Source organism: Natronolimnobius sp. AArcel1 (assembly GCF_011043775.1).
Taxonomy (GTDB): domain Archaea; phylum Halobacteriota; class Halobacteria; order Halobacteriales; family Natrialbaceae; genus Natronolimnobius.
This window is the reverse complement of sequence record NZ_JAAKXY010000007.1, coordinates 61,699-85,503: the sequence shown is the minus strand read 5'-3', so window position 1 is coordinate 85,503 and position 23,805 is coordinate 61,699. Positions and strand designations below refer to the sequence as shown.

At 51.6% G+C, this 23,805-nt stretch carries 19 protein-coding genes; 6 read left to right on the top strand and 13 right to left on the bottom strand.

Annotated features, from left to right (window positions below; genetic code table 11):
• Positions 1-175 precede the first annotated feature (175 nt).
• The 4 genes from G6M89_RS20340 to G6M89_RS20325 form a co-directional block, all read right to left on the bottom strand.
• The gene (locus G6M89_RS20340; protein ID WP_165163737.1) at positions 176-1,354 is read right to left on the bottom strand and encodes a threonine synthase; all 1,179 of its coding nucleotides are present in this window, start codon (positions 1,352-1,354) and stop codon (positions 176-178) included.
• Positions 1,355-1,412: 58 nt separating this feature from the next.
• Entirely contained in the window at positions 1,413-1,763 is a 351-nt protein-coding gene (locus tag G6M89_RS20335) for a cupin domain-containing protein (protein WP_165163736.1), read from the bottom strand.
• On the bottom strand, positions 1,760-2,551 hold the full coding sequence (locus G6M89_RS20330; protein WP_165163735.1) for an SDR family oxidoreductase: 792 nt from the start codon (positions 2,549-2,551) through the stop codon (positions 1,760-1,762). The genes G6M89_RS20335 and G6M89_RS20330 overlap by 4 nt, the downstream gene beginning before the upstream one ends.
• 75 nt (positions 2,552-2,626) lie before the next feature.
• The gene (locus G6M89_RS20325) at positions 2,627-3,985 is read right to left on the bottom strand and encodes an MFS transporter (protein ID WP_165163734.1); all 1,359 of its coding nucleotides are present in this window, start codon (positions 3,983-3,985) and stop codon (positions 2,627-2,629) included.
• A 234-nt stretch (positions 3,986-4,219) separates the two neighbouring features.
• Between G6M89_RS20325 and G6M89_RS20320 the strand changes: the two genes are divergently transcribed.
• Both G6M89_RS20320 and G6M89_RS20315 read left to right on the top strand, forming a co-directional pair.
• Positions 4,220-5,377: a PrpF domain-containing protein gene (locus G6M89_RS20320; RefSeq protein WP_165163733.1), complete on the top strand. Its 1,158-nt coding sequence runs from the start codon at positions 4,220-4,222 to the stop codon at positions 5,375-5,377.
• A gap of 82 nt (positions 5,378-5,459) precedes the next feature.
• Entirely contained in the window at positions 5,460-6,710 is a 1,251-nt protein-coding gene (locus tag G6M89_RS20315; protein ID WP_165163732.1) for an MFS transporter, read from the top strand.
• Positions 6,711-6,779: 69 nt separating this feature from the next.
• Here G6M89_RS20315 and G6M89_RS20310 read toward each other — a convergent pair whose 3' ends face one another.
• Positions 6,780-8,753, bottom strand: a complete 1,974-nt coding sequence (locus G6M89_RS20310; RefSeq protein ID WP_165163731.1) for an aconitate hydratase — start codon at positions 8,751-8,753, stop codon at positions 6,780-6,782.
• A gap of 201 nt (positions 8,754-8,954) precedes the next feature.
• On the opposite strand from G6M89_RS20310, the gene G6M89_RS20305 reads away from it, so the two are divergent.
• The 3 genes from G6M89_RS20305 to G6M89_RS20295 all read left to right on the top strand — a co-directional run bounded on the left by G6M89_RS20305 (position 8,955) and on the right by G6M89_RS20295 (position 13,412).
• On the top strand, positions 8,955-11,603 hold the full coding sequence (locus G6M89_RS20305; protein WP_165163730.1) for a methyl-accepting chemotaxis protein: 2,649 nt from the start codon (positions 8,955-8,957) through the stop codon (positions 11,601-11,603).
• Positions 11,604-11,827: 224 nt separating this feature from the next.
• The gene (locus G6M89_RS20300; protein ID WP_165163729.1) at positions 11,828-12,220 is read left to right on the top strand and encodes a cupin domain-containing protein; all 393 of its coding nucleotides are present in this window, start codon (positions 11,828-11,830) and stop codon (positions 12,218-12,220) included.
• 91 nt (positions 12,221-12,311) lie between these two features.
• The gene (locus tag G6M89_RS20295) at positions 12,312-13,412 is read left to right on the top strand and encodes a zinc-binding dehydrogenase (protein WP_165163728.1); all 1,101 of its coding nucleotides are present in this window, start codon (positions 12,312-12,314) and stop codon (positions 13,410-13,412) included.
• A gap of 146 nt (positions 13,413-13,558) precedes the next feature.
• Here the strand turns inward: G6M89_RS20295 and G6M89_RS20290 are convergent, their stop codons facing one another.
• The 5 genes from G6M89_RS20290 to G6M89_RS20270 form a co-directional block, all read right to left on the bottom strand.
• Positions 13,559-13,834 (bottom strand): FAD-binding protein, encoded by a 276-nt coding sequence (locus G6M89_RS20290; protein ID WP_165163727.1) that lies wholly within the window; start codon positions 13,832-13,834, stop codon positions 13,559-13,561.
• Between the two features lie 157 nt (positions 13,835-13,991).
• Positions 13,992-14,753, bottom strand: a complete 762-nt coding sequence (locus tag G6M89_RS20285; RefSeq protein ID WP_165163726.1) for an SDR family NAD(P)-dependent oxidoreductase — start codon at positions 14,751-14,753, stop codon at positions 13,992-13,994.
• Positions 14,754-14,817: 64 nt separating this feature from the next.
• On the bottom strand, positions 14,818-16,203 hold the full coding sequence (locus G6M89_RS20280; protein WP_165163725.1) for a CapA family protein: 1,386 nt from the start codon (positions 16,201-16,203) through the stop codon (positions 14,818-14,820).
• Positions 16,204-16,407: 204 nt separating this feature from the next.
• Positions 16,408-17,382, bottom strand: coding sequence for an aminopeptidase (locus G6M89_RS20275; protein ID WP_165163724.1), 975 nt, complete (start codon positions 17,380-17,382; stop codon positions 16,408-16,410).
• 88 nt (positions 17,383-17,470) lie between these two features.
• On the bottom strand, positions 17,471-18,598 hold the full coding sequence (locus G6M89_RS20270) for a 2-methylaconitate cis-trans isomerase PrpF family protein (RefSeq protein ID WP_165163723.1): 1,128 nt from the start codon (positions 18,596-18,598) through the stop codon (positions 17,471-17,473).
• A gap of 261 nt (positions 18,599-18,859) precedes the next feature.
• On the opposite strand from G6M89_RS20270, the gene G6M89_RS20265 reads away from it, so the two are divergent.
• Positions 18,860-19,837 (top strand): aminopeptidase, encoded by a 978-nt coding sequence (locus G6M89_RS20265; protein ID WP_165163722.1) that lies wholly within the window; start codon positions 18,860-18,862, stop codon positions 19,835-19,837.
• 451 nt (positions 19,838-20,288) lie between these two features.
• Here G6M89_RS20265 and G6M89_RS20260 read toward each other — a convergent pair whose 3' ends face one another.
• The 3 genes from G6M89_RS20260 to G6M89_RS20250 form a co-directional block, all read right to left on the bottom strand.
• The gene (locus G6M89_RS20260) at positions 20,289-21,791 is read right to left on the bottom strand and encodes a tripartite tricarboxylate transporter permease (protein WP_165163721.1); all 1,503 of its coding nucleotides are present in this window, start codon (positions 21,789-21,791) and stop codon (positions 20,289-20,291) included.
• Positions 21,791-22,387: a tripartite tricarboxylate transporter TctB family protein gene (locus G6M89_RS20255; protein WP_165163720.1), complete on the bottom strand. Its 597-nt coding sequence runs from the start codon at positions 22,385-22,387 to the stop codon at positions 21,791-21,793. Before G6M89_RS20255 ends, G6M89_RS20260 begins: the two co-directional genes overlap by 1 nt.
• Positions 22,388-22,459: 72 nt before the next feature.
• Positions 22,460-23,545: a tripartite tricarboxylate transporter substrate binding protein gene (locus G6M89_RS20250; protein WP_241175473.1), complete on the bottom strand. Its 1,086-nt coding sequence runs from the start codon at positions 23,543-23,545 to the stop codon at positions 22,460-22,462.
• Positions 23,546-23,805: the final 260 nt, after the last annotated feature.

Sequence of the window (23,805 nt, the reverse complement as noted above, 5' to 3'; positions counted from 1 at the left end):
GGATACCGGTACAGGTTTCGGCAAAATTAATCCTATTTGTTCATTTCGTTGAGGAAATGGCAATTACAGATCGTACGGGCGAAATACATGGTTTCAGCCGTGTGGAGGACGTCACCTGTATGTCTTAACCTCCGAGAACAAGGACATAGAGATGATGGCAGTAACTGGCTGAATTTTACTTCGTAATCTGCTCAAGTTTTGATTCGAGAGTGCTAACATCAATTAAATCAGATTCAACGTCCCTACCGGAATCGAACCGTTCTGTGTATCCTGTTCCAGTGAGAATCGCTGCAACCTCGTCATCGGATGCAAAAATACCCTCACGACTCAATTTCCGGATACCGGCTACGGCGACAGCGCTTGAAGGCTCAACGGAGATTCCGGTCACCGTTGCCAGTTTGTCCATTGCTGTTCGGGTTTCGTCGTCAGTTACTGCAACGGCTCCCCCATTGGTATCCCGAACCGCTGTGAGTGCTCGTGTCCCACTCGGGGGGTTGCTGTTGGCGATCGAGACCGCAATTGTCTCATCAGGATCAATAGCAGTAACTGTTTCCTGCGTCTTGCGATATGCAGATACAATTGGGTCACAAGAAGCCGCCTGCGCGACGTATATTTGGGGGACCTCATCGATAACATCTGCATCCTCGAGTTCACACAATGCCTTCCAGACGCCGCTAACATGTCCACCGCTGCTTGTCGGGAGAACAATTGCATCAGGAACGGAGGGAGCGAACGACTCGAGAATTTCGTAAGCGGTTGTCTTCTGCCCAGCAACGCGCAATGGTGTGTCAGAATTAACAAAGCAAATGTTTGTCTCGAGTGAAAGGGTGTCGGTATACAACCGACTATAGTCTCCTTCCACACGATAGATATTCGGATCGTGGCGCGAAATTAACTCGAGGCGTTCGGGTGGTGTTTCCGCAGGCACAAAGACGGCACAGTTGAGATCCGCTGCAGCGGCATAGGCGCTTGTACTCAATGCCATGTTCCCATGTGAAACAGTACCAACCCAATCGTAGCCGGCACTCGCTGCGTAACCCACACCGATTGCACTACCCCGGTCTTTAAAGCTGCCAGTGGGGTTGCAGCCCTCTACCTTGAGAGAAAGGCAACACCCAGCAAATTCATCAACCTGTTTTGAACGGACAAGTGGTGTTCCACCAGGGTTTACTCCAATGTGATCAATAGTTGGGAGAACATCTGCGTATCTCCAAATGTTATCGATGCCACCAGAAGGCCACTCGAATCCGCTACTGTCAATGTCAAGCCAAAGGGTCTCACCACACGTACAATGCGTACGTTCTGCAAGCTCGTAGTGATTACCACAGCTGTAGCAGTGGATTTGATTGTTCACCTATTGTATTGGTAGCTTTGAGCTAGTAAAACTACTGTTCGGCTCTATTGACTACCTCCTACTCTTCACGATCAGTCCAAAAGTCGAATGAACGCCCAGGTGCAAAGACATCAAGCCCAGCGGCAAGTTCATCTCCAGTGTTTTCGACTTTATGGGGTTCATCCGGACCAAGCCAAACAGAGTCATATTTCTCGAGTACAACTGACTCACCATCCTCATTTGTAACGGTCAATTCGCCCTCAAGACAGAGACACACCTGTTCGTTCTCATGATGGTGCATCGGAGAGCTGTGTCCCGGAGGTTTCTCAAACCATTCGAAACTGAACCGGTCGCTACCAGCCAGTGAACGGCGTTGCCAACCTTCATCCGGTTCGTAGGTCTCTGCTTCATCAAAGTCTACAGGTTTCATAGATTTGCCCCCGTGGAACCGCCATCAATAACAATGCTTTGTCCATTAATGAATCCAGAGACTGGTGAGGAAAGGTAGGCAACAGTATTACCCAATTCCATCGGATCTCCGACTTGCTCAAGTGGATTACCAGCCCAATCATCTAAACCGTCTTCATAGGAATCGTATTCTCCTCTATCAACAGCTTGTTCAACGAGATCCTGAATACGCGAGGTTTCGTGTGGACCAGGCAGGACCGCGTTTGCACGAATACCAGGTGCAAATTCCTTTGAAAGAGTTTTCTCGAGCCCGATGACGCTCATCCGAACCGAGTTTGAGAGTACCAACGAGTCGAGTGCCTCTTTGACACTTCTAGATGCAATATTAACGATTGTACCCGTCTCCCCGCCTTCCTTGAGATAAGGCTCCGCCTCACGTGCAAGTCGAACCACACTCATCACAAGGAGGTCATAAGCATGATACCAGTCTTGGTCGTCTGTCTCCAAAAAGGGACCAGATGGCGGACCTCCGGCACTGGTAACAAGGTGATCAAGGCTGCCAAACTCATCAACAGTAGTTTTGATCAGTCGCTGAATGTCGTCCTTGTCCGTTAGATCACCCGGTTCAGCAACGACTTCGCCCGTCGCTACCTGTTCGATTTCTGTTTTCGTTTCAGCCAATCGATCCTCATTACGACCGTTAATTACGACATTTGCACCCTCGCGGGCCAGCGCCGTTGCCGAGGCTTTCCCGAGACCGCTCGACGATGCTGTTACTAGTGCCGTGTTATCACTTATCTGTAGATCCATTCGTTCGTACTGGAACGCGAAAGAGATAAAAAGATTTTCGTTGCGGTAACCTCTATTCAATATGATTGACTACCCTCAGCCAGTCTGATGGGAAAGCGAATAGAATCCAATAGCGATTATTCCGCCAACAACTGCAATCATAGGGAACGCAACAGCAATGGAAAACTCAGTGGCGATATAGCCGAATATCGCCGGTCCTGCTGCACTGCCTGCCGATGATGCCGTTTGTGTAACACCGAAAATACTCCCACTAGCCTCAGTCGTCGCATATTCCGAAATCAGTGCGTTCTTGATCGGCGTACAGCCATAGACCGCCAAACCGAGCAACCCGAACACAACAATGAGCGTTCCAGTCACTAACCAGTCTACTAAGGCTCCTTGAACTGCGACGACAAGAATTGTAGAAAGCAAGAGTAACGATGTCGTGATCGCTGCAAGAGCCCCCAGCCGCCCGCGGTCGAATCGATCGGCTAAACTGCCAACCCAGATTGATGAGACTGCACTCGCTGCAAGCATCACGAAGAAAACGCCATTTGCCATTGAGGTTGTCTGACCAATCCCGTCTGCGACAAAGCCAGTTGCAAACGTCTGGATTGACCGAATCTGGAGTGAAACGAGCAGTGTGACAAGCGAGACGAGAACAAGTCCAACGGTGAGTTCGAACCGCAGTGCACGCTTGAACTGTGTTTGAAGTCGCAATGCTATGCTCCCAGCTTCATCTATCCGTACCGATTCGTGGGGCACATTTGAGTTTGAGTCACCATCGCTGTCGTCCAAATCATCAGTTCTGTCAGTTGAATTGTCATGAGGCTCACTCGACTCGGTACCAGTTCCACCGTCGGTCGCCACCGTGGGCGGGGTCCGGTACAGGAACTGGAAAACAACGGTAAAGACGATACCAACTACAGCTGCGGCTAATAACGCCGTTCGCCAATCAGCTATCGCTGCAATACCACCGATTATTATCGGTGCACTTGCGACACCAATCTGGCCACCGAGTCCAAACACCCCCATTGCTTTGCCCTCCGTTTCCGATGACTCGCTGTCACTGATCATTGCCATCCCTGCAGGGTGGTACGTGCTTCCAGAGATCCCCATCAGGACTTTCGCGAGCAAGAGCATCTCATAGTTCTGGGCCGTGCTAGCAACGAAAAGGCCAATTGCCATTCCGACCAGCCCCCATACGAGAAGTCGCTTCTTCCCGATTCGGTCTGCGATCATCCCCGCAGGGAGTTGAAAGATTGAATACATAGCATAGAAGACAGTCAACAGCAACCCAGCCGCTGCATACGTAATCTCAAGATCAGTCACCAATAATGGAATGATCGGTGGAATAACAAGCCCATAAAATTCATTGATCCCATGAGAGAAGCTGACAAGGCCGACATTTCGAGGCCGCTCAATATCTCTGTAGTCGTTAATCAATTCACGCATTGGTTCCCCTCATCGATTGTGCGACACGCTGTCGTATCCGCATTATTGGTGGTGTTTGATCCCACGGCACAATGAGTGTAGGGATTCCTGGCAACTAGTTCCGGGAATCTACAATAGCCAATACGAGTGCTCGAGGTGAAGCTCCGTGGTTTCTTCCGATTAACTTCAATCAGATGGGGTGAAAGCTCACAAGTTGGACACCAGTCTTTACATGCTCGTCGCCGAACTCAAGATATGGTATGTGACGATTCGACTCTCCAGTACGGTCTTGAGGGACGGCTAATCCGCGGTGGAACCAGCAAGGGATTCTTTAGTCGACGAGATGCGTTTCCAGATGATCCAGATCGTCGAGACGAGATAATCCTTGAGTTATTCGGAACACCTGATTCATTACAGGTCGACGGCCTTGGTGGCTCGCACACGCATACGAGTAAACTAATGCTTATTGACGATTCAAATCGCCCTGACGTGGATCTCTCCTACGAATATGCCCAAGTCGGAATTGAAAACCCTACAGTAGACTGGAGCGGGAACTGCGGAAATCTGTTGAGTGCTGTCGGTGTCTTCGGATTGCTCGAGAGTATTATTCAACCAGACGAACCGAAAACAACAGTACGGATCTACAGCAAGAACACCAATTCAATCATCGAACAAGATATCCCGATCGAGAACGGGGAACCGACACCATATGGAAGCTACCGAATTGATGGTGTACCCGGGGCCGGTGCACGCATTCAGTCACGGTATCTTGAGCCTGGTGGTGGAATGCTTGGAGACACGCTCCCAACCGGGAACACTATTGATGAACTTGAGGTCGGTGAGAATTCCTACAAAGTCTCAATCGTCGATGCGACAAACGTGACTGTCTTCCTCCGTGCTGATGCACTGAATTGCACTGGAACAGAGTTGCCCGCAGAACTCAATGCTACTGAGGGGTTGCTAACGGAACTCGAGCAGATTCGCGGGGCCGCCTGTGTTGAACTTGGACTGGTTGATAACGCGGCAGACGCAATTGATCAACGGCCAACAATGCCGTTCGTGGCACTCATCACCAAGCCACAGGCATACGAGACCACTGTTGGTTCATCGGTTGCACGTGACGAGATCGACGTTACTGCCCGGATGGTTTCAACCCAACAACCACACCATGCCTACGCTACAACTGGGGCGATGTGCCTAGCGGCTGCAACGCGAATCCACGGGACGATCCCTGCAGAGGCGGCAAGAGGAACTGGTGATGCTGTTCGTATAGGCCATCCCAAGGGCACTATGACAATCGGTGTTGATGCCGATTCTGTGACAGAACAGATACGTCACGTTTCTATTGGACGCACAGCACGACAACTCATGAGTGGAAAAGCCTTCTATCGAGATCTCGATCGACTCAAGTAATTACTTGGCAAGCCAACCGATAGGCGGACCGTCTTGCCGGAGGACATATCTTTTCACGATCTGATGCGAGTGGTCAAACCTAATGCAGTGGTTTGTTGAGCGGTATGTCCAAGAGTTACAGGAGACGTTCCAGTATCTCCGCAGCGACGGCCGTGGCTGGATTTTGATTGCGGTTGCATTTGGATGGTTTCTCTCTATGGGAATTCGGCTCAGTTACCCTGTGGCCTTACCACACATTCGGACAGATCTCACACTAGATCTGTCGATCGCTGGGCTGTTATTAACAGTTCTCTGGACAGCGTATGCAATTGGCCAGTTTCCCGGGGGTGTTCTCGCTGATCGGTGGGGTGCCGGAATTGTGTTACTCGCAAGTACCAGCCTCTCTGGAGTGTCAATCCTCTTTGTCTCAGTCTCGCCCTATGCAGCCATGCTGTTTGCAACGACAGCGCTGCTCGGTTTCAGTACTGCAATGTACGGTCCAGCACGATTCCCTGTGCTCTCGAGTGTGTTTTCCGAGCGGCCAGGGACAGCAATTGGACTGACCCAAGCAACCGGAAACCTTGGGAATACGGTTCTACCGCTCACTGTCGGTACAGTCGCTGGGGTTGCTGCATGGCAATTTGGAACCCTACTATTCGTTCCATTGTTTGCAGTGGTTTCAATCGCCATTTGGTTGGCCATTCCCCGACAGACAGATTCAAACAGTGATGACACAGGTGAAGAGTCAGCATCCATCGAACTCTCTATAAAGTCTATCCGGTACGTGGTTTCCCAACTTGCAGTCCGATCTGTGATCGTCATTGCAATTATTCAGATGCTGGGTTCATTTACTTATCAAGGGTTTACTGGTTTCTACCCAACGTATCTCATCGAAGAGAAGGGATTGTCCGCCAGTCAAGCTTCACTGCTATTTAGCGTCTTCTTTGCTGGCGGTATCCTTATTCAACCAATCATTGGGATGATTGGTGACAGACTTGGAGAGCGCCAAACTCTGTTTGGTGTCCTAGTGGTCATCACTGGCGTACTAGCTGTCCTCCCATTTGTTGAGGGAATCTGGCCACTTCTGGCAATTACGATTGCGCTGAGTAGCCTCCTCGCTCGAGCGGTACTCGCACTTACTTATCTTACTGAAGCATTAGAAGAAGACATCCGTGGAACAGGACTTGGTGTTTTGCGGACTTGCTATATTTTGATCGGTTCAACAAGTCCAGTAATTATCGGAGTCCTTGGTGAAGCTGGCTTCTTCGACCATGCGTTCTGGATGCTCTCAGGCGTGAGTGGTATTATGTTCCTTCTCTGTATTGCGCTACCACCTCGTGCTGAGATCAACTAGTCAAATCCATCAACAAACAGTTGAGCCGAGTCGTTCTATTCTGTATCCGAAAAATAAAATGGTTCGTTCTCAGTCGTCAGCCGGCGCAGCGCCGCTGCCGCTTTCTTCAGCCTGTGCTTTCGTCCAAGAGAGTTTGCCACCGGCGGCGAGGATGTCGCGTTCGCGCTCGGAGGCGTCGAGCGTCGCGGTGTACTCCTCACCGTTGACTTCGACCGTGAACTCCTCCTGGCCGGAGATGACGCCCTCGTAGACATCGTCGACGATTTCGATTTCGTCGCCCTGATCGATGTCGTCGTAGGTGTCTTCGTCGATTGTCAGCGGGATGATTCCGAAGTTAAAGAGGTTCGCGCGGTGGATCCGTGCGAAGCTCTGTGCGAGGACGCCCTCGATTCCGAGATACATCGGACACATTGCGGCGTGTTCTCGAGAGGAGCCCTGCCCGTAGTTCTCGCCAGCGACGAGGAAGCCGCCGTCGGCGTTTTTCGCGCGCTCGGCGAAGGTGTCGTCGACACGGGAGAGGGTAAACTCGGAGAGTTTGTCGATGTTCGACCGGTACATCAGGATATCCTGCGTTGCAGGGATGATGTGGTCGGTCGTGATGTTGTCTGCCATCTTGAGGAGCGCATCACCCTCGATATCGGAGCCAAGCTGGTCTTTCAGCGGCACGTCGCCGATGTTCGGCCCCTTCACAAGATCGTCGTCAACGGCCTCGTCGGGCGTGATGAGGTCCGTCTTCGAACCGTCGTACTCGTCGGGCAGCTCGATACCTGGATCCTCTAAGTCGCCGAGTTCGTCGGCGAGGGTGCGTGGATCGATTATTTCGCCTTTGATCGCCGCGGCGGCGGCAACCTCTGGCGAACAGAGGTAAACGTTGTCGTCTTCGATGCCCGAACGGCCCTCGAAGTTGCGGTTAAACGTTCGCAGCGAGACTGAATCGGAGGCAGGCACGTGGCCAATCCCGATACAGGCCCCGCAGGTCGCCTCAGAGAAGTTGACGCCAGCGGCCATCATCTCGGCGACCCAGCCCTCACGGGCGAGGATTTCGCTTGCTTGCTTGGAGCCGGGCGCGACGATCATCTCGGTCTTCTTGTCGACCTCGCGGCCCTCGAGCATCTTCGCGGCGGGGAGGATGTCCTCGTAGCCACCGTTCGTACAGGAGCCGACAATGACCTGCTCAACGGACTCGCCCTCGACTTCGCTGACGGGGACGACGTTGTCCGGCATCGAGGGCGTCGCGATCAGCGGCTCGAGATCCGAGAGGTCGACGACGATTTCGTCGTCGTACTCGGCGTCATCGTCCGGCTGGATCTCTTCGTATTCCTCTTCGCGGCCGACGCGCTCGAGGTAGTCTTTGGTCTGCTCGTCGGTCGGGAAGATCGACGAGGTCGCACCGAGTTCGGTGCCCATGTTCGTGATCGTCATCCGCTCGGGTGCGGTGAGCGTCTCGACGCCAGGGCCGGTGTACTCGAGGATTTTGCCGACGCCGCCTTTGACGGAGAGGCGACGGAGCATCTCGAGGATGATGTCTTTCGCCGTGGCCCACTCGGGGAGTTCGCCCTCGAGGCGGACGTTAACAACTTCCGGCATCTCGATGTAGTACGGTGCGCCGCCCATGGCGACGGTGACGTCGATCCCGCCCGCACCGATTGCGAGCTGGCCGAGGCCGCCGGGGGTTGGCGTGTGGCTGTCGGAGCCAAGCAGAGTCTTGCCGGGCGCGGCGAAGTTCTCGCGGTGGACGTTGTGACAAATGCCGTTACCAGGGCGAGAGAAGTGTGCCCCGTAGGTACCCGCTGCAGAGCGCAGGAAACGGTGGTCGTCTGTATTCTTAAAGTCGAACTGATACGTCTGGTGGTCGCAGTACTGGGCTGCGATCTCGGTCTGGACTTCGTCCAGTCCCATTGCTTCGAACTGAAGCCAGACCATCGTCCCAGTCGTGTCCTGTGTAAGGACCTGATCGATCTCGATCCCGATTTCCTCGCCCGTCTCGAGGTCGCCCTCGACGAGATGATTATCTAGTACCTTCTCAGTGAGTGTTTGTCCCATGCACATGAACAATATGGAACGATCATTAAAAAGATGACTAAACCCGAATTTTGCGATTGAATCATCGGCCTCTCGGAGGGAATCTACCCATAATATTATAGATATGAATTAGGCCTCACTGTATCACGACGAGATGGAGGACACTAGTGAAGTCGTAATCTTCTGGCACTCTCTACCAAATGCATGGATTGTCCTGCTCGGTTGTACTGTGAACATCACGAATTTCGGCTCCTGGCACATTTCTCATATTCAATTGGCCACAATATACTTCTCGTTCACAGACAGACAACAATTCACACAACTATGAGTTTGCGACTATCATCAGCTGTGCCAAAGTGGATTCAGCGGAGCTATCTGGCGAAATTTGGAATCGTACTCATTATAATTCTCGTCCTCACCGCGTGCGTTGCGCTCTTTTTTTACTTCGATATATCCAGAACCTTGACCAATGATGTTCAGGACGATATGCATCTTGCAACCGAAACGGAAGCCGTTGAGGTTGGCCACTGGGTCGAAGATCACAGACAAAAAACGCGACTACTTGCCTCCCACGAAACAGTCAGAAGTGGTGACGAGGACGCCGTTGGGCAGGCGCTAAGTGAGGAACATGATCAGCTTCCAGAAACAACCCAAGCAATTCACTATTTTGAATACGGTCTTGGGTCGTCAGGTGCCAGAATTGCAGCGAGCAGCAACGACGATGCAGTCGGAGATGACGTTCGGATGTTAGTTGGCCTCGCAAGCGTTCACATTGAGGAGGACGATGAGGTCCACGAGATCGATATAGGTGACCTCGAGGATGACTTTGAGCCAACGTATACAGACACGTTCGAACACAATGGCCAATCCTTAGTTGGTTTTCTCAGTCCAATCTATAGCGACGGTGACGCTGTTGGCATGGTGATGATAACTGTTGATGTTGAGGATCGTGCATCCATGTTCCACAACCCGATTGAGAACGGCTACACGCAAGTTATTGACCGAGGTAGTGGAGAAGTCATGTTTGCAGAGAACGAGACTGAGGTTTTAGAAACTTACCGAGAAGACGACAATGAGTCGGTTCTACGAACAGATACAACCGAAGCAGGGTACACCGAATACACAAGCAGTGATGAAAGTGTCGCGTATGCACCAATCGAAGGAACAGATTGGACGCTAATTTCTCATGCACCTCAAGAGAATGCATACGCTCTCGTCGATGATGTAGCTACGTCACTACTCGCGCTCATTACGGTCGCAATCTTGGGATTGATGATCGTCGGCGTTGCGATCGGTCGACCGACTGCCAATGCGCTCGACGATCTTGCTAAAAACGCGAATACGTTAGCCAGAGGTGATCTCGATGTTGATGTCACGTCAACCGATCGTTCGGATGAACTTGGTCGGGTCCAAAATGCGTTCGTTGACATTCAAGAGTACCTCCAGACGGTTGCTGGCCATGCGGACGCAATTGCTCAACAGGGTTTTGATGATCCGATTCTTGAGCAACATGTCCCTGGTGATCTGGGCGTTGCACTCGAAACCATGCAGACGGATCTTGAAGAGTTCATTGAAGAGCTTGAAGCATCGAAGGCAAAGGCGGAACGGTCTCAAAAACAAGCGGCCGCTGCCCGAACAGAGGCAGAATCTCTTGCAACTCGACTTCAAGAGCAAGCAGAGAATGTGGGAGTAACAATGGCGGCAGCGGCAGATGGAGACCTTACCCAGCGACTTAGTGAGGATGTCGACGACAAGTCGATGAGGGAAATCGCTCGAGCGTTCAATGCGATGGTTTCTGATCTTGAAGAGACGATCATTACGATTCAACAGTTGGCAGACGAGATGGATCGTGCAAGCGCCAATGTAGCCTCCAACATCGATGAAATTGAGCAAGCCAGTGAAAATGTGAGTGCTTCTGCTGACGCAATTTCCATGGGAACGACAACTCAAAAAGAGCAATTTCAGGAGGTACTCTCAGAGATGAACAGTCTCTCTGCAACAGTCGAGGAAATTGCCTCTACTGCAGAGGATGTAACTTCCATCTCAGATCACGCAGCAGACCGTGCTGACGATGCTAACGAGGTGACAAGCAATGTCCTCGAGGAGATGGATCAACTTGAACATCGTACTGAAACGATATCAAAACAAATCGTTGCGTTGGATGACGAAATGAGTCGTATCAGTGCGGTAGTGGACCTAATCGACGATATCGCCGCACAGACGAACCTGCTCGCGCTTAATGCATCAATTGAGGCTGCAGGTTCCGGTGAGTCGGGACAGGGATTTGCAGTCGTCGCGAACGAAGTCAAGGCACTTGCTGAGGAAACAAATGAGGCCACCGAACGTGTCGATAACCTCATTACCGATGTGCAGCGAGCGACAGGCAAGACCGTCAATGAAATTGAGGAGATGAGAGAACAAGTTACAGATAGCATTGACGCTGTCGGTGACGGTATGACCGCGATTGAGGACATCTCCGAGCAGGTTGCCGACGTAAATAGTGGGATTCACGAAATTAACGAGGCAACCGATGAGCAGGCAGTTGCGAACCAACGAGTCGTCATGATGGTAGATGAGGCAACGGAGATTAGCGAGCAGACTAACGGAGAAGCTGAGAGTGTCGCCGTTGCTGCTGAAGAACAGACAGCAACGGTAACAGCGGTATCCTCGAGCACACAGTCATTGACAGAGTCAGCACAAGATCTAACCGAGTCGCTTGGTGTATTCACGGTCGACGGTGAGACAGAGTTGGCATGCCAGTCAGAGGTCGATGTCCGAGATGCGAGATATGACTCGATCGGGGAGAGAGCTTCCACTGGTGAAGAACTGATGGAGAATCAAGGCGGAGAGTCAACTAAGCGCGAAACGTAGTTACCAAAGCGACCCACAGATTCGACACTGCTCGATAGGATCATCAACTGCAATTTTGTGTACGAACTCACAGCTCGGGCAACGCTCAAATCGGTTTGCTGTGCAATCAGCCATACGTGGAATACCCATACCTTCATAATCATTAATCTGGTTGGTGTAATATTTGCATCAAACAGTGTATGACATTCACAAACAATTATGCTGGTACAGCCTGATAGAGTTGTATGGTACGAGACTTCGATGAGTCAGAGATGCCAGCAGTCTACAATTTGATGGACGTTCCACCACATCGCGATGATGGGAGTATGACGCAATCAATTTTCAGAGGACTCGATCAGATGGTCGGATTCTCGGTAATCGAACCGGATAAACCCGATGCAGACCCTCATACACATCCTTACGAACAACTGAACCTCCTAATCGAAGGAGAACTGGACTTCATCGTTGGTGATGAACAAATCTCACTCCAACCCTACGATATCATTGCAATCCCTCCAGGCGTCAAGCACACTTCACGGGCAGTCTCTGACGAACCGGCGAAACTGCTTGCGTTCTGGCCGCTACGGGAAGATCGACTATCGGCAACCGAGTATCAACGTGAATTTCAGACAGAGTAACACCACGGGGGTGTCAACTTTGTTGACAGAAGAAGGGGTAAAAACGGCGGCCATCACAGGGGCTATGTCATGCTAGGGAATCTCCCACAGTATGGACGCTATACTCTTTGACGACTTCGAGTCGTCTCGAGTTGCTACTGTTGAAACGCCGAGTCCTGGATCAAACGAAGTTCTTGTGGACGTTTCCCGCGTTCAGCTGAGTGTCACCGAATGTTTGCTCTACCGTGGTGCCGACATCATCCACCATAATTCGGTCGCTAGACGTCTCCAAGACGGGCCCGCACGTCTATTCGGCCACGAGTTTTGTGGTCGTGCTGTTGAAGTTGGTGACGACGTTACAACGGTTGAAGAAGGCGAGCGCGTCTACGCACCGGGGAAGATCCACTGTGGATCGTGTATGTACTGTAGATCGGGCTACGCGAACTTATGTACCGACACAGTTGGCATTGGTTACAATCGACCCGGTGCGCTAGCTGAGTACGTCTCTATTCCAGCAGATCCACTTTGTACACTCCCTGACGGGGTTTCGAACGCTGCTGGGGCTGCACTCCAACCGATGGCCAGTTCGCTCCTTTGTGCAGTTGATGCCGATATCGATCCTGGCGATACCGTTGTGGTGTTTGGGACTGGTGTCATGGGGTTCCAGTGTGCGCTCTCAGCGAAACGTCTCGGTGCAGGTGACGTCTATTCAGTCGACGTACGTAGCCGTCCGCTTGAGATTGCTGAGGAAAATGGGTTGATCCCAATTGACGCTAGGAAGAGAGACCCGATCAAAACCGTTCGCGAGGGTACTGATGGTCTTGGTGCAGATATTGCCTTCGAAGCCGTCGGTGGTGACCAATCTCATGCGACCACCGGTGATGACCCTCTGGCCCAGTCGTTTGACGCCATCAGGCGCGGTGGAACCGTTGTCCAGGTAGGCCACATCACTGGAGACATGGAAATGACACCCCGAACGGCCCGATCAAAGTGTGCCAGGTGGGTCAATCCAGAGAAAGGGACTAAGTCTGTTACGCCAGGTACGACGACAGGTGAACTTGCGGGACAGTTCGTTGCTGACGGTGATGTGCCGATTGAGTCGTTCATTACCCACGAATTAGATGGCCTCGAGGAATTCGAAACAGCTGTCGATATTACGCTTGAAAAGAGTGACTATGACGCACTCGGGCCAGCGCAACTGGTATTGAACTAACCACTAAAAGCGATTTATCACCCACTCTCTGGAGGGAGTCGAAAACCATCTGCAAGAGAAACCCAATTCCTGTCTCTCGATGCGTAAGTGACTCGTCGACGTATTCTGCTGTGCTTTCGGACGCGACTTTACCGAAGACAGTGGGATTAGTGAGACCGGTACCCCAGATAGTTTGTAACGTTCATAATGTCTCGGTAAAAGTCCAAAGCAGCGTAGTCTTCGATATTGAACTCGACGTCAAGATCGATGTCTGTGGTTGGAATTCGGAACGATTCAGTGAATTGAGTATAGCCACCTCGATTCTCCTTCGGTGCCTTCTCGAGGACGGCAACCGAAAGATCCCGTTCTGCAGCGCGAAGCCCAGCACACAGACCAGCGATACCACAGCCAACAACAGTGTTGTACGATTTCCCATCTCTCATTTAAAGACTGTCTCCGAGTGCCTGAATTAACTGGGCCGTGTGTAATAAGATCCGAGTCTGCTCCCAACAGACGAGCAAAACACCAAAAGAGTGAGAGAGACCAATCAATCGGTTCGGATATAGGGGAAAGTTTGTCGGAATCAAACCGGTACCCCAATCACTCTGGTGATATCACATTCGGTGTGGGGTAGAGACCGCCGTTGACGTGCAGGACCTGACCGGTAATGAACGACGCTTCGTCTGATGCTAAGAAACAGCAGGCAGCAGCGACTTCTTCTGGTGAACCCGATCGACCCAGTGGAATAGCTTCACGGAGTTCGTCCGCTCCATCAAACGACCCGTCACGTTCCGTATCAATCAAACCTGGAGAAAGCCCATTAACACGGATACCATAGGAACCAAGTTCCGATGCAAGTTGACGAACCTGTCCTTCAATTCCCATTTTGCTCGCATAGGAATGGGATTTCCCTGACCGCCCGAGATACACCATCGCACCAATAAGGTTCACGACAGCTCCGCCACCAGACTCGATCATATCGGGGACAACGTGTTGAGTTGTCAGAAATAGTCCTTTGATATTCACGTCGAGAACCTTATTGAGATCCTTCTCTTCGACATCTAAAAACGGCTTCTTCGGTCGGTAGGTTGCATTGTTTATAAGCACATCAATCGGTCCGAGGTCCTCCCGAACGCATGAGACGATCCGTTCGACATCATCGGGGTCACCTAGGTCGCCAGTAACAACGGTCGTAGATCCACCGGCGTTCTCGACTCGTTTGGCTGTCTCGAGACACGCTTGTTTGTCTGTCCTCGAGGTAATACCGACATCACCGCCGCGTGCTGCAATCTCAACAGCAATTTCTTCACCAATGTTTCGACTGGCACCGGTAACAAGAACTGTTTGATCATCGAACTCCATGACACGTGTGAATCAATACCACTCTAAATAAGCGTTCGGACATCGGAAGCCAGAAGTGAGGATGCTACGGCTCGACAACCCCGATATTATCCTCAATATGGAGATCAATACTCGCCGGGCTAGAGAGCGATTCGAACCGCTCGAGAATCTCTGTTGCATATTCGCCACTGGCGACGACGGGAGTCCCACGCTGAGGACGGTCGCGGTTCTGTCCGAGGGTACAGGGATAAACTCGAACCGACTCGAGACCGTCCTCACTAAATTCACAAACTGGGACAATCGTTTCCCAGTACTCTTCGCGTGCAAGACTGCCAATCGGGTTGCCGTCAATGTCGGTGTAACGCGAATCGAACAGGTCTGTGACGGCCGTGGGGTCGTCGACCCCGTAGAACTCGAAGCTCTCTGGTGGGAGCCGTTCGATTGTCTCCGTCTGGTAGAAGAGGTTTCCAAGTGAGTAGAAAATCGGGCACCCATCGTAGATTTCCATTCCACGGAGTACATGCGGACCGGTTACGACGAAGATATCGGCCCCCTCATCGATGCACTCTCGAGCAAACGCCCGTAAGAAGTCTGGCGTCTCCGACGTGTTCCGGACGCCACCGGCTGACTGATGGCTGTGGAGAGTTGCAATGGTCCTGTCAGCGTTCTTCGCTGCATCGGCTACCGAACCGAGGTAAGCACGACGGTCGTCCCCAAGCGGTTCATACCGAACTCCAACATCAGCCGCGCTGTCGACCTCTTCGAAGGGCATGTGCATGAACCAGAAGTATGGTCCGTCATCCCAGCCAGGCTCAGAGCGATCGAGCCACGTCGACTTCATTTCCTCGACCCCTAACGTATCGGCAAGATGTCGGAGTTGTTCGAGTTGCTCGGCCGTCGCGCCGTACACCCATCGGAGGTGAAGCGGATTAATTCCGGGACGGCCAGGGTGGATTGATGACGCGTTTCCTGCTTCGCTCCCGGGGGGAACGCTTGTCGTGGCTGCTACAAGACCGGCGCGACCACCTGATGTCTCGCAATAGGTTGGTCGGCGGGCCTCAACGAGAGTCTCTCCCATCCCTGCAAACGGGAGTCTGCGCTCATTCAACGCGGCAGCAGTGGAACAAATCCCTGAACGACCGTAATCGAATGAGTGGTTCGATGTCGTCGTAAAGATATCAATCCCTAACGCATCGAGTTCATCGAGAACGTACGGATCGGCTCGCATGAGAACTCCAGACAGAGGACTGAGATACTGGTACTGGCTCGGAACAGGGACCGAGGGCGTCGCAGAAGCGTCCTCATTGGGAACGAGCACCTCAAGATTCGTTACCGTCGTGTCTGCAGCGGATAGCACAGATCGGAGCTCTGCGAAACCCTCGGTGCGATCGATGAGGTGACTTACGCGGCGAGTGATGATCGAATCACCAGTCGCTGCAATTGTACACGTAGACGGGGAAAGATCGTTCATACAAGCCATATCGATGAGGGTACATATAGGCGTATCCAGTAATACCCCAAGTGAGGTCTGATTGTCGAGCGGTCGTCCGCGTTAGTTGGTTATCTCAGGAAAATACAGAAAATTTGTTTTGGCGACGGTGGCTATTCCTTGGTCGAAACCAGTGTATTCAACAGGCCGTACCACACTTGATAGCGCTTTTTGCGACCAAATTGATTACTGGAACAGGTCGTCAACCAGCTGTCCATCTTTGACGACAACCTGATCGTCAAGTTGAACCGTCGGAGTACGAACAACGCCATCAAGGTGGATTTCGCTCTCACGGCTACCACCGAGTGACTCGTTGTCACCAATAGCAAAATGGACCGTACCAGCGCGTTTCTTGTCCTCTGCGAGGTTTCCAATCAGCTTCGCCTTTGGGTTTGTACCAATAGCAAACTCTGCGAGGTTGCTGGCATTCTCGTCGCTCTCCTTGATCAACTGTCGGAGTTCATCGGCCTGGTCACCACCCGAAACCTCAGTAACGAACCCGTCCTCGAGTTTGAGTGAGATTGATTCCGTCAGTTGGCCGAGGTTGTCCATCGAGACATCGATTACGATGGTTCCGTTGGCCGTGTCCTCTGCTGGATGGGTCGGTGACTCGCCCGGTGGGAGTGTCGCGAAGCCGTAGTTCTCGTGAAAGTAGCCATCGAGCGAGAAAGCCGAACAGCCATCGACGCTGAACGTAATATCGGTACCCTTGTCGCTGGTCACGTGGACCTCAGAGGCGGCGTCGAATACGTCACGGACTGCCTCTGTCCGGCGGCGCAGTTCTTCGAAGTCGACGCTCATCGCACCCTCGACCATCATCTCCTCGGTGACGCTACGGAGAATACCAAACCGTGTACCGGCCTCGGCTGCCTCAAGCCTCGATCGCGTGTGCGTGATCGCGTGGGTCGTACACGTAAAGGCGACATCTGCGGCTTTCATCGCCTCTGCGACCGTCTCCGGGGGCTCGTTTCCGTGGCTCTCGAGCAACGGCATTGTCATCGTGATTGCATCGGCCCCCGCGCCGGTTGCGGCCCGGGCGACGGCGCGTCCGACCTCTTCTTTTTTTGCGTCTGCGATAATCAACACTTCCTCACCGGGTTGGACGTCGAGACAGTCGTCTACAATACCTCGTGCTGCTGCTGCCATTTCTACGTCAAGCATGCGTCGTTCGTGTGAAACATAGTCTCACACAAAATAAAAATACCGGAGATAGTTCCGTCAATGAAAGTTCAGTTATTGCAAGGACATATCAATCGAGAGTATAGTATCCAGTCCCGTCCATGAGACGACGTTGGGTCCGATAGATTGTAACGCCATCAACAGAGGGTTCACTCCGGTCAACATTGGCACGGACCGTCATCGTTCCCTTTGGATGGCCAATACTGACCTCGTCACCGCCATCCTCAACTACTTCGTTAGGGATTGTGCCGGGAATAAGCGCCGCAGCAGCCGTCACTGATGCACCAGTCACAGCGTAGACTGGGTGAAGTTTCTGCATACTCATGATCCGTGAGGTAATTGACTGGTCGTCAGCTGGAACCGTGTTCCCCGCCGTACCTTCATATGTTGTTGGTTCGGTAACAAAGGCAAGTTTTGGATAGCCAGGGGATTCGATTTCGGCCCGTTCTGGGTCACTGACTAATCCGAGTTCAGCACAGACTTCGGCCCGGATACGCTCAAGTTTCTCGAGAAGTTCGGGGTCACTGTCAATCTCCTCGGGTAGTTCCGTGGCGGTAAGGCCGATATCTGCTGCCCGGACAAACGCGGAAGGTGTTGTGACATCAACAACACTAACCTCGAGCACCTCACCATCGACTTCAAGTTCAGTTGTTGGTTCACCTAGAGGGAGTAACTCATCAGTGACTGCCCCCGCTGGATCAGTAAACGTTGTATCAACACGTGCACTTGTTCCAGGAACACCATGGACCTTAAAATTGCCCTGTGTGGCGGCATGGCCATCAGCAAGCGGGACGGTCTGATCGATAATTGAGTCTGTATTTGTATTATACAGGCGCAGCGTTACTTCATCAGCGCTCTCGTCAATCGGAACGACACGCTCGTCAACAGCGAAGGCACCGATTGCACATGTAAGGTTTCCACAATTCCCACCCCAGTCAATAACAGACTCTTCGATCGCGACTTGACCAAAGGTGTAGTCGACATCAATGTTATCCCGGTCACTGTCCGTAACGAGCATTACCTTCGAAGTCGTCGAAGTCGCACCACCGAGTCCGTCAATCTGACGGTCATCCGGACTTCCAAACAAGGAAAGGATGGCTTCATCTCGGTTCTCGGCAGGGAGTTCTTCCTCGCGAATATAGACACCCTTACTTGTACCACCACGAACGACTGCACACGCTAATTGCTGTTGATCCATCAGTCTATCAGTGAGTTAGAGGGGGGACTAATTGATAGTATCGTTTCTCGCAAATTCAGCCTAGCAATCACCTCTTTACACACGAATTATATCACTATTTTAATGGTGTTGTTGAAAAAGAAGTTATCAAATGGTACCCTGGTGATGCCAGTGTGTAGCTATCTCTTCCAAATGCCCCAATTGATTTTTTATTACAATAATGCTAGACAAGAACTGACCGCATCAGGAACGTATTAGTATCGCGGTGTTCGAACATGCAGCATGGACTCCGTTCAGGAGATGAAAGGTGCGAGTATCGTCATTGAAACCTGTGCAGCGATTGAACCCGATGAGGATGTCCTCGTCGTCAGCGACTGGAAGGTTGCAGATGTCGCCGAGCGAGTTGCAGCTGCCGCAAAGGAACGCGACGCCAACGTAACCATGACGCTGATGGACCCGCGAGAGTACGACGGCAACGAGCCCGAAGAGACAGTTGCCGCTGCAATGCTCAAGGCAGATGTTATCATCACACCAGTCCATCGCTCGATTACCCACTCCGAAGCCGCTGCGAAAGCCAAGGAGAATGGTGCTAGGCTGATTAGTATGGTGAAATTCACAGACGAACAGCTCGTTCGAGGCGGCCTTTATGCTGACTACGAAGGAATGCGACCTCATTGTGAGGAGATGGCCGAAAAATTCTCCGAAGCGAGCGAGGCACGAGTCACTTCTCCACAAGGAACCGACGTCACTGTTGGTCTTGAGGGGCGCGGTGGCAACGCTCACCCCGGTATTGCCGACGAATCGGGAGAGTTCACTGCATTAGTCCATATCGAATCCAACATAGCTCCCGTTGAAGGAACGACTGAAGGGACAGTGGTCTTCGACGGAGCAATTCCAAACTTGGATATTGGTGTCCTCGAAGAGCCTGTCGAAATGGAGATCGAAGACGGCGCAGTAACTTCGGTTGAAGGTGGCAAGGAGGCCGAAACGATCCAGCGTGTCTGGGAGGAACATGACGACCCGGCAGTCTACAACATCGCCCAGCTCGCAGTTGGCATGAATCCTGAGTGCCCAGAATTCAACGGCTGGTTCTCGAACGACCACGGGCGTTACGGTAACGTTCACTTTGGTATCGGTACCAGCAGTAACCTTGGCGGAACGACCCGTGCACCGGTCCACTTTGACGCGATGATGGCCGAACCGACACTCGAACTCGATGGCGAAGTTGTCATCGAGGATGGCGAGTTTACGTTCTTTTAAATCCGATTCGGCTTTTTTGACGATTGAGAGCTACGATCCGTGAACAATCCTGGCTACAAGGATGGGGGATTCTTTAACACTGCATCAAATTACTGCCAACACACTTTGCAACCGCGGCGTCTGTTATAACAGGCACTGAAAGTTAGTGCACATCCAATCGTAGGACAGCTGTGCGATTAGTATGTGAACTGTTTTACCTGTTACTGTGGTTCCAAAGGAATGCCGTCCCAAATGGTTCCGAGGCATATGGCCGGAAGTTCACAACCAAACACAACTGTTGTACCTCGTACTCGAATACTTCCTACAGCAAGTCGTGGTATCTCCTTAGATTTCTGTGCGAACTCCGTTCGAGATCACACCAGCTAGTGTCTGAGTGATAAGAGAGACTATGCCACAACAGAAAACAAACGAAGATACGTAAGAAAGAAAAATGCTCACAGAGTGATCTGCTCTATCCTGAGAGTTTTTGCGAGATCCAAGGCTTAATGAAAGGCCCAAAGATGACCACAAAGATCAATGTCGTAATCAACAACGAGATGGGCTGTTCAGTCGGATGGACAAAGATGAGATACGAGCCATCTGAGATCTGTAACGAACGCATGAGGTTCTCTTCGGCGATTGGGCCTAACACCACCCCCAAGACGAACGCGATGATGGAATAATCATGTTTCACCATGATGTAACCGAGCACACCGAGGAGGAGAACGGTTGCGACATCGATCCAATTGTTTCGCAGCGAGTACCCACCAACCACAGACAGCACAATAATCACTGGGATAATTACGTGCGTGTCAATCTGGGTGATGCGACCTGCTCTGGTAACGAGGAAGACGCCAGCAAGCAGGATGAACACGTTCCCAACTAGCAATGCGAGAAGGAACGCATACGTCGTCGCGAGTTCTCCCTCAAACAAGTCAGGACCTGGTCGAAGCCCATGCATCAAGAGACCGCCCAGCAACACCGCAGTCGATCCACTACCTGGGATTCCAAACGCAAGTGTAGGAATAAGCGAACCACCGATTGTGCCATTATTCGACGATTCTGCTGAGATGACGCCTAATGGATTTCCTTTACCGAAGGTCTCAGAGTCTTTTGAGGAACGCATGGCCTCGCCGTAGGCAAAGAAATTTGAGACAGTCGCGCCGGCGCCAGGAATAGCGCCGATCAGCATTCCCATGAAGCTAGACTTCACAATCGTAATGGGATAACTCACTGACGTTCGAACACCTTGGATTGCACTTCCAGCCATTGTGATTGACTGGTCAGCAATTCCGCCTTTCTTCGCCGAGAGCTTGATCATTTCCGCGATAGCGAACATCCCAATCAGCGCAGCGATGAAATCAAGCCCATCGTATAGCGCAAGAGAGTCGAACGTATACCGAAGTTCTGGCGAATTCGGTGCGATACCAATCGACGTCAGCATAAGTCCAAACGCGCCTGCAACGAGACCCTTTACGATTGACCCTTGGACAACGACGGTGATCATCGCTAATCCAAATGCCGCCATCAGGAAGAACTCCGGTGAACCGAACATAAGAACGATTTCGATCAGAACCGGAGAGAACAGAATAAGTACGGCTACTGTCAGGAACCCACCAATTGCCGACGAAGTCGCCGACATTGAGAGAGCCTGGACAGCTTGACCCTTCTGTGACATTGGATAGCCATCAAGGGTCGTAGCTGCCGCACCACCAGTTCCTGGGACATTAACTAGAATTGCTGCAATGGATCCGCCGTACATCGATCCACTATACATACTAACTAGCAGAATGATTGCGGTAACTGGTTCCAGTGGAAGAGTCAGCGGTAGGATAATCGCCATTCCCATTGCACTCCCAACACCCGGAAGTGCACCAGCAATCATCCCCAAGATGATACCGATAACAACCCATAGGAATGTCTCACCAGTGAAAAGAACCTGTAACGCTTCTGCCAATGCTGCTACAGTACTCATTAGAATACCCCCTCCGTGAAGACAATGTTGCCGACATCAACACGAAGGTTGAGTGCCTCATAGAAGCCAAAGCAGACGGCAAGCGATAGTACGATAAGGAGGAGTATCGTTTGCCATGACAGTTTGAACCAGATTCCGTACATCAATACGAACACTGGGCTCGCCCACATAATCCCCATTGCATACGCTAAAACACCATATCCCAGAGCGGCTCCACTGGTAAAGACAGCATCGTGAATCGGTCGACCAACCGTCGAAACCTCGTTGCTCTCGTCACTTCTCTCTATCTCATCTTCCTCTTGTTCTACATCATTCGATTCATCGCCACCCATCTGCTGGTCATCAACATCGATGAGATCAGCAGATTCAGCGACGAACGAGTATAGCGGCTCTGGAAGATACGGCCTGAACAGGAGTAACACCGTTCCAATTAATACAAATCCTGCTGTCAGTCGAGGAAATGTTGCGGCAGCACTAATTGAAAAGTTGTACGACTCCCAGATCATGTACGCAGAAGAGGCTAGCATCACTAAAAGGAGCACGTACTCCAAATTGATCCGGGAAACTATCTCACGGTACGCTGATTGGAACTTCATGATTTATGCTTTGCGATGTATTCTATATAAATATTGTTGACCGCCCCGCGAATGGCGATCGATACGATTCAACTAGTTGGCTGCGTCACGAACTTCCTCGAGGTCAACGTTCTCCGGGATGACCTCGTAAGCTTCGTCCACAACCTCTTCGGCATGTTCACCATCACCGTACTGGATGATGTTCCCTGTCTCTTCGGACCATTCCTGCATGTGGTCTGTCTCGAGAACCTCCTCAACGACATCAGCAAGAACTTCGGTGTACTCATTTGGCGTATCCGGTGGAGCGTAGATCCCCCGGCTTAGTTGCGAAATAAAATCGATGTTGTCGTACCCAAGATCAGTAACCGTCTCAATATCTGGGAAGACATCCGTTCCATCGCTAACAAGGCCAACGACTAGATCAAGATCTCCGCTCTCGACACCTGCTTCAGCACCAGTATCAGTCGCAATACAGGCAGGGACCTCATTGGATATTGTTGCCTGAACGGCTGGTCCAGTTCCATCGTAGCCGACGTACTGGTCCCACTCGAACCCGTGAAGATTCTGCATGAGGATTGCCATCACGTGGTCAACACCACCACGTTCCTTTCCGCTGAAGTTGTCGAACTCACCGTCTTCATATCGATCCATGAGGTCTTCGTAGCCCTCAATCTCGTGTTCAGAATTTGCAACGATAACGAACGGCGTACTTGCGTAGGTACACACACCGGTCGCATCCTCGAGGTCGAAATCCTGCGGATTGACCATCTCGGAAACAGGGGTTGATGGCGGATTGTATGCAGCGACAGTGTGGCCATCAGGTTCGGAGTACATCATCTCACCCGTCCCTCGCATCGATGCCGCACCCGAGATGTTTTCGATAGCGATATTGACGTCGTCAAGGCGGTCATCCATCAGTGGAACCATCTCGCGTGCGTAGACATCTGTCCCACCACCTTCACCGAATGGGACAATGAAGCGAATGTCTTCAGATGGGTAATCAGTGGAGTCACCATTTCCACTACCGTCACCATTCCCGGTTCCGTTGCCGTTTCCATTTCCATCATCATCATCACCGAGGCATCCCGCAATACCGGTTAAACCGGCAACAGATAGCGCCCCTGCACCCTGCAGCACCTTCCGACGGTTACAACTGTCCTTAGCAATCTTGCGTGGCATTACAACACCCAGTTGATTCTCCCCATATTTATAATTTAGGACACCATCTTTTGTCCGCCACATTATTAAATTAATTTGATTTTTCCATCGGTTCTGGGTTTTGTCCTGTATATAGCCACTTCACACAAGCCTAATCACTCTGGATTGGTACTAAGTAGCAATATTTGAGAGAGGAGCTGTCAAATGAGTTCTATAACATAGCGCTTTGAGGACTTCAACTGTCCGTTTAACGGAGACCCTACAACACAGCGACCATATGA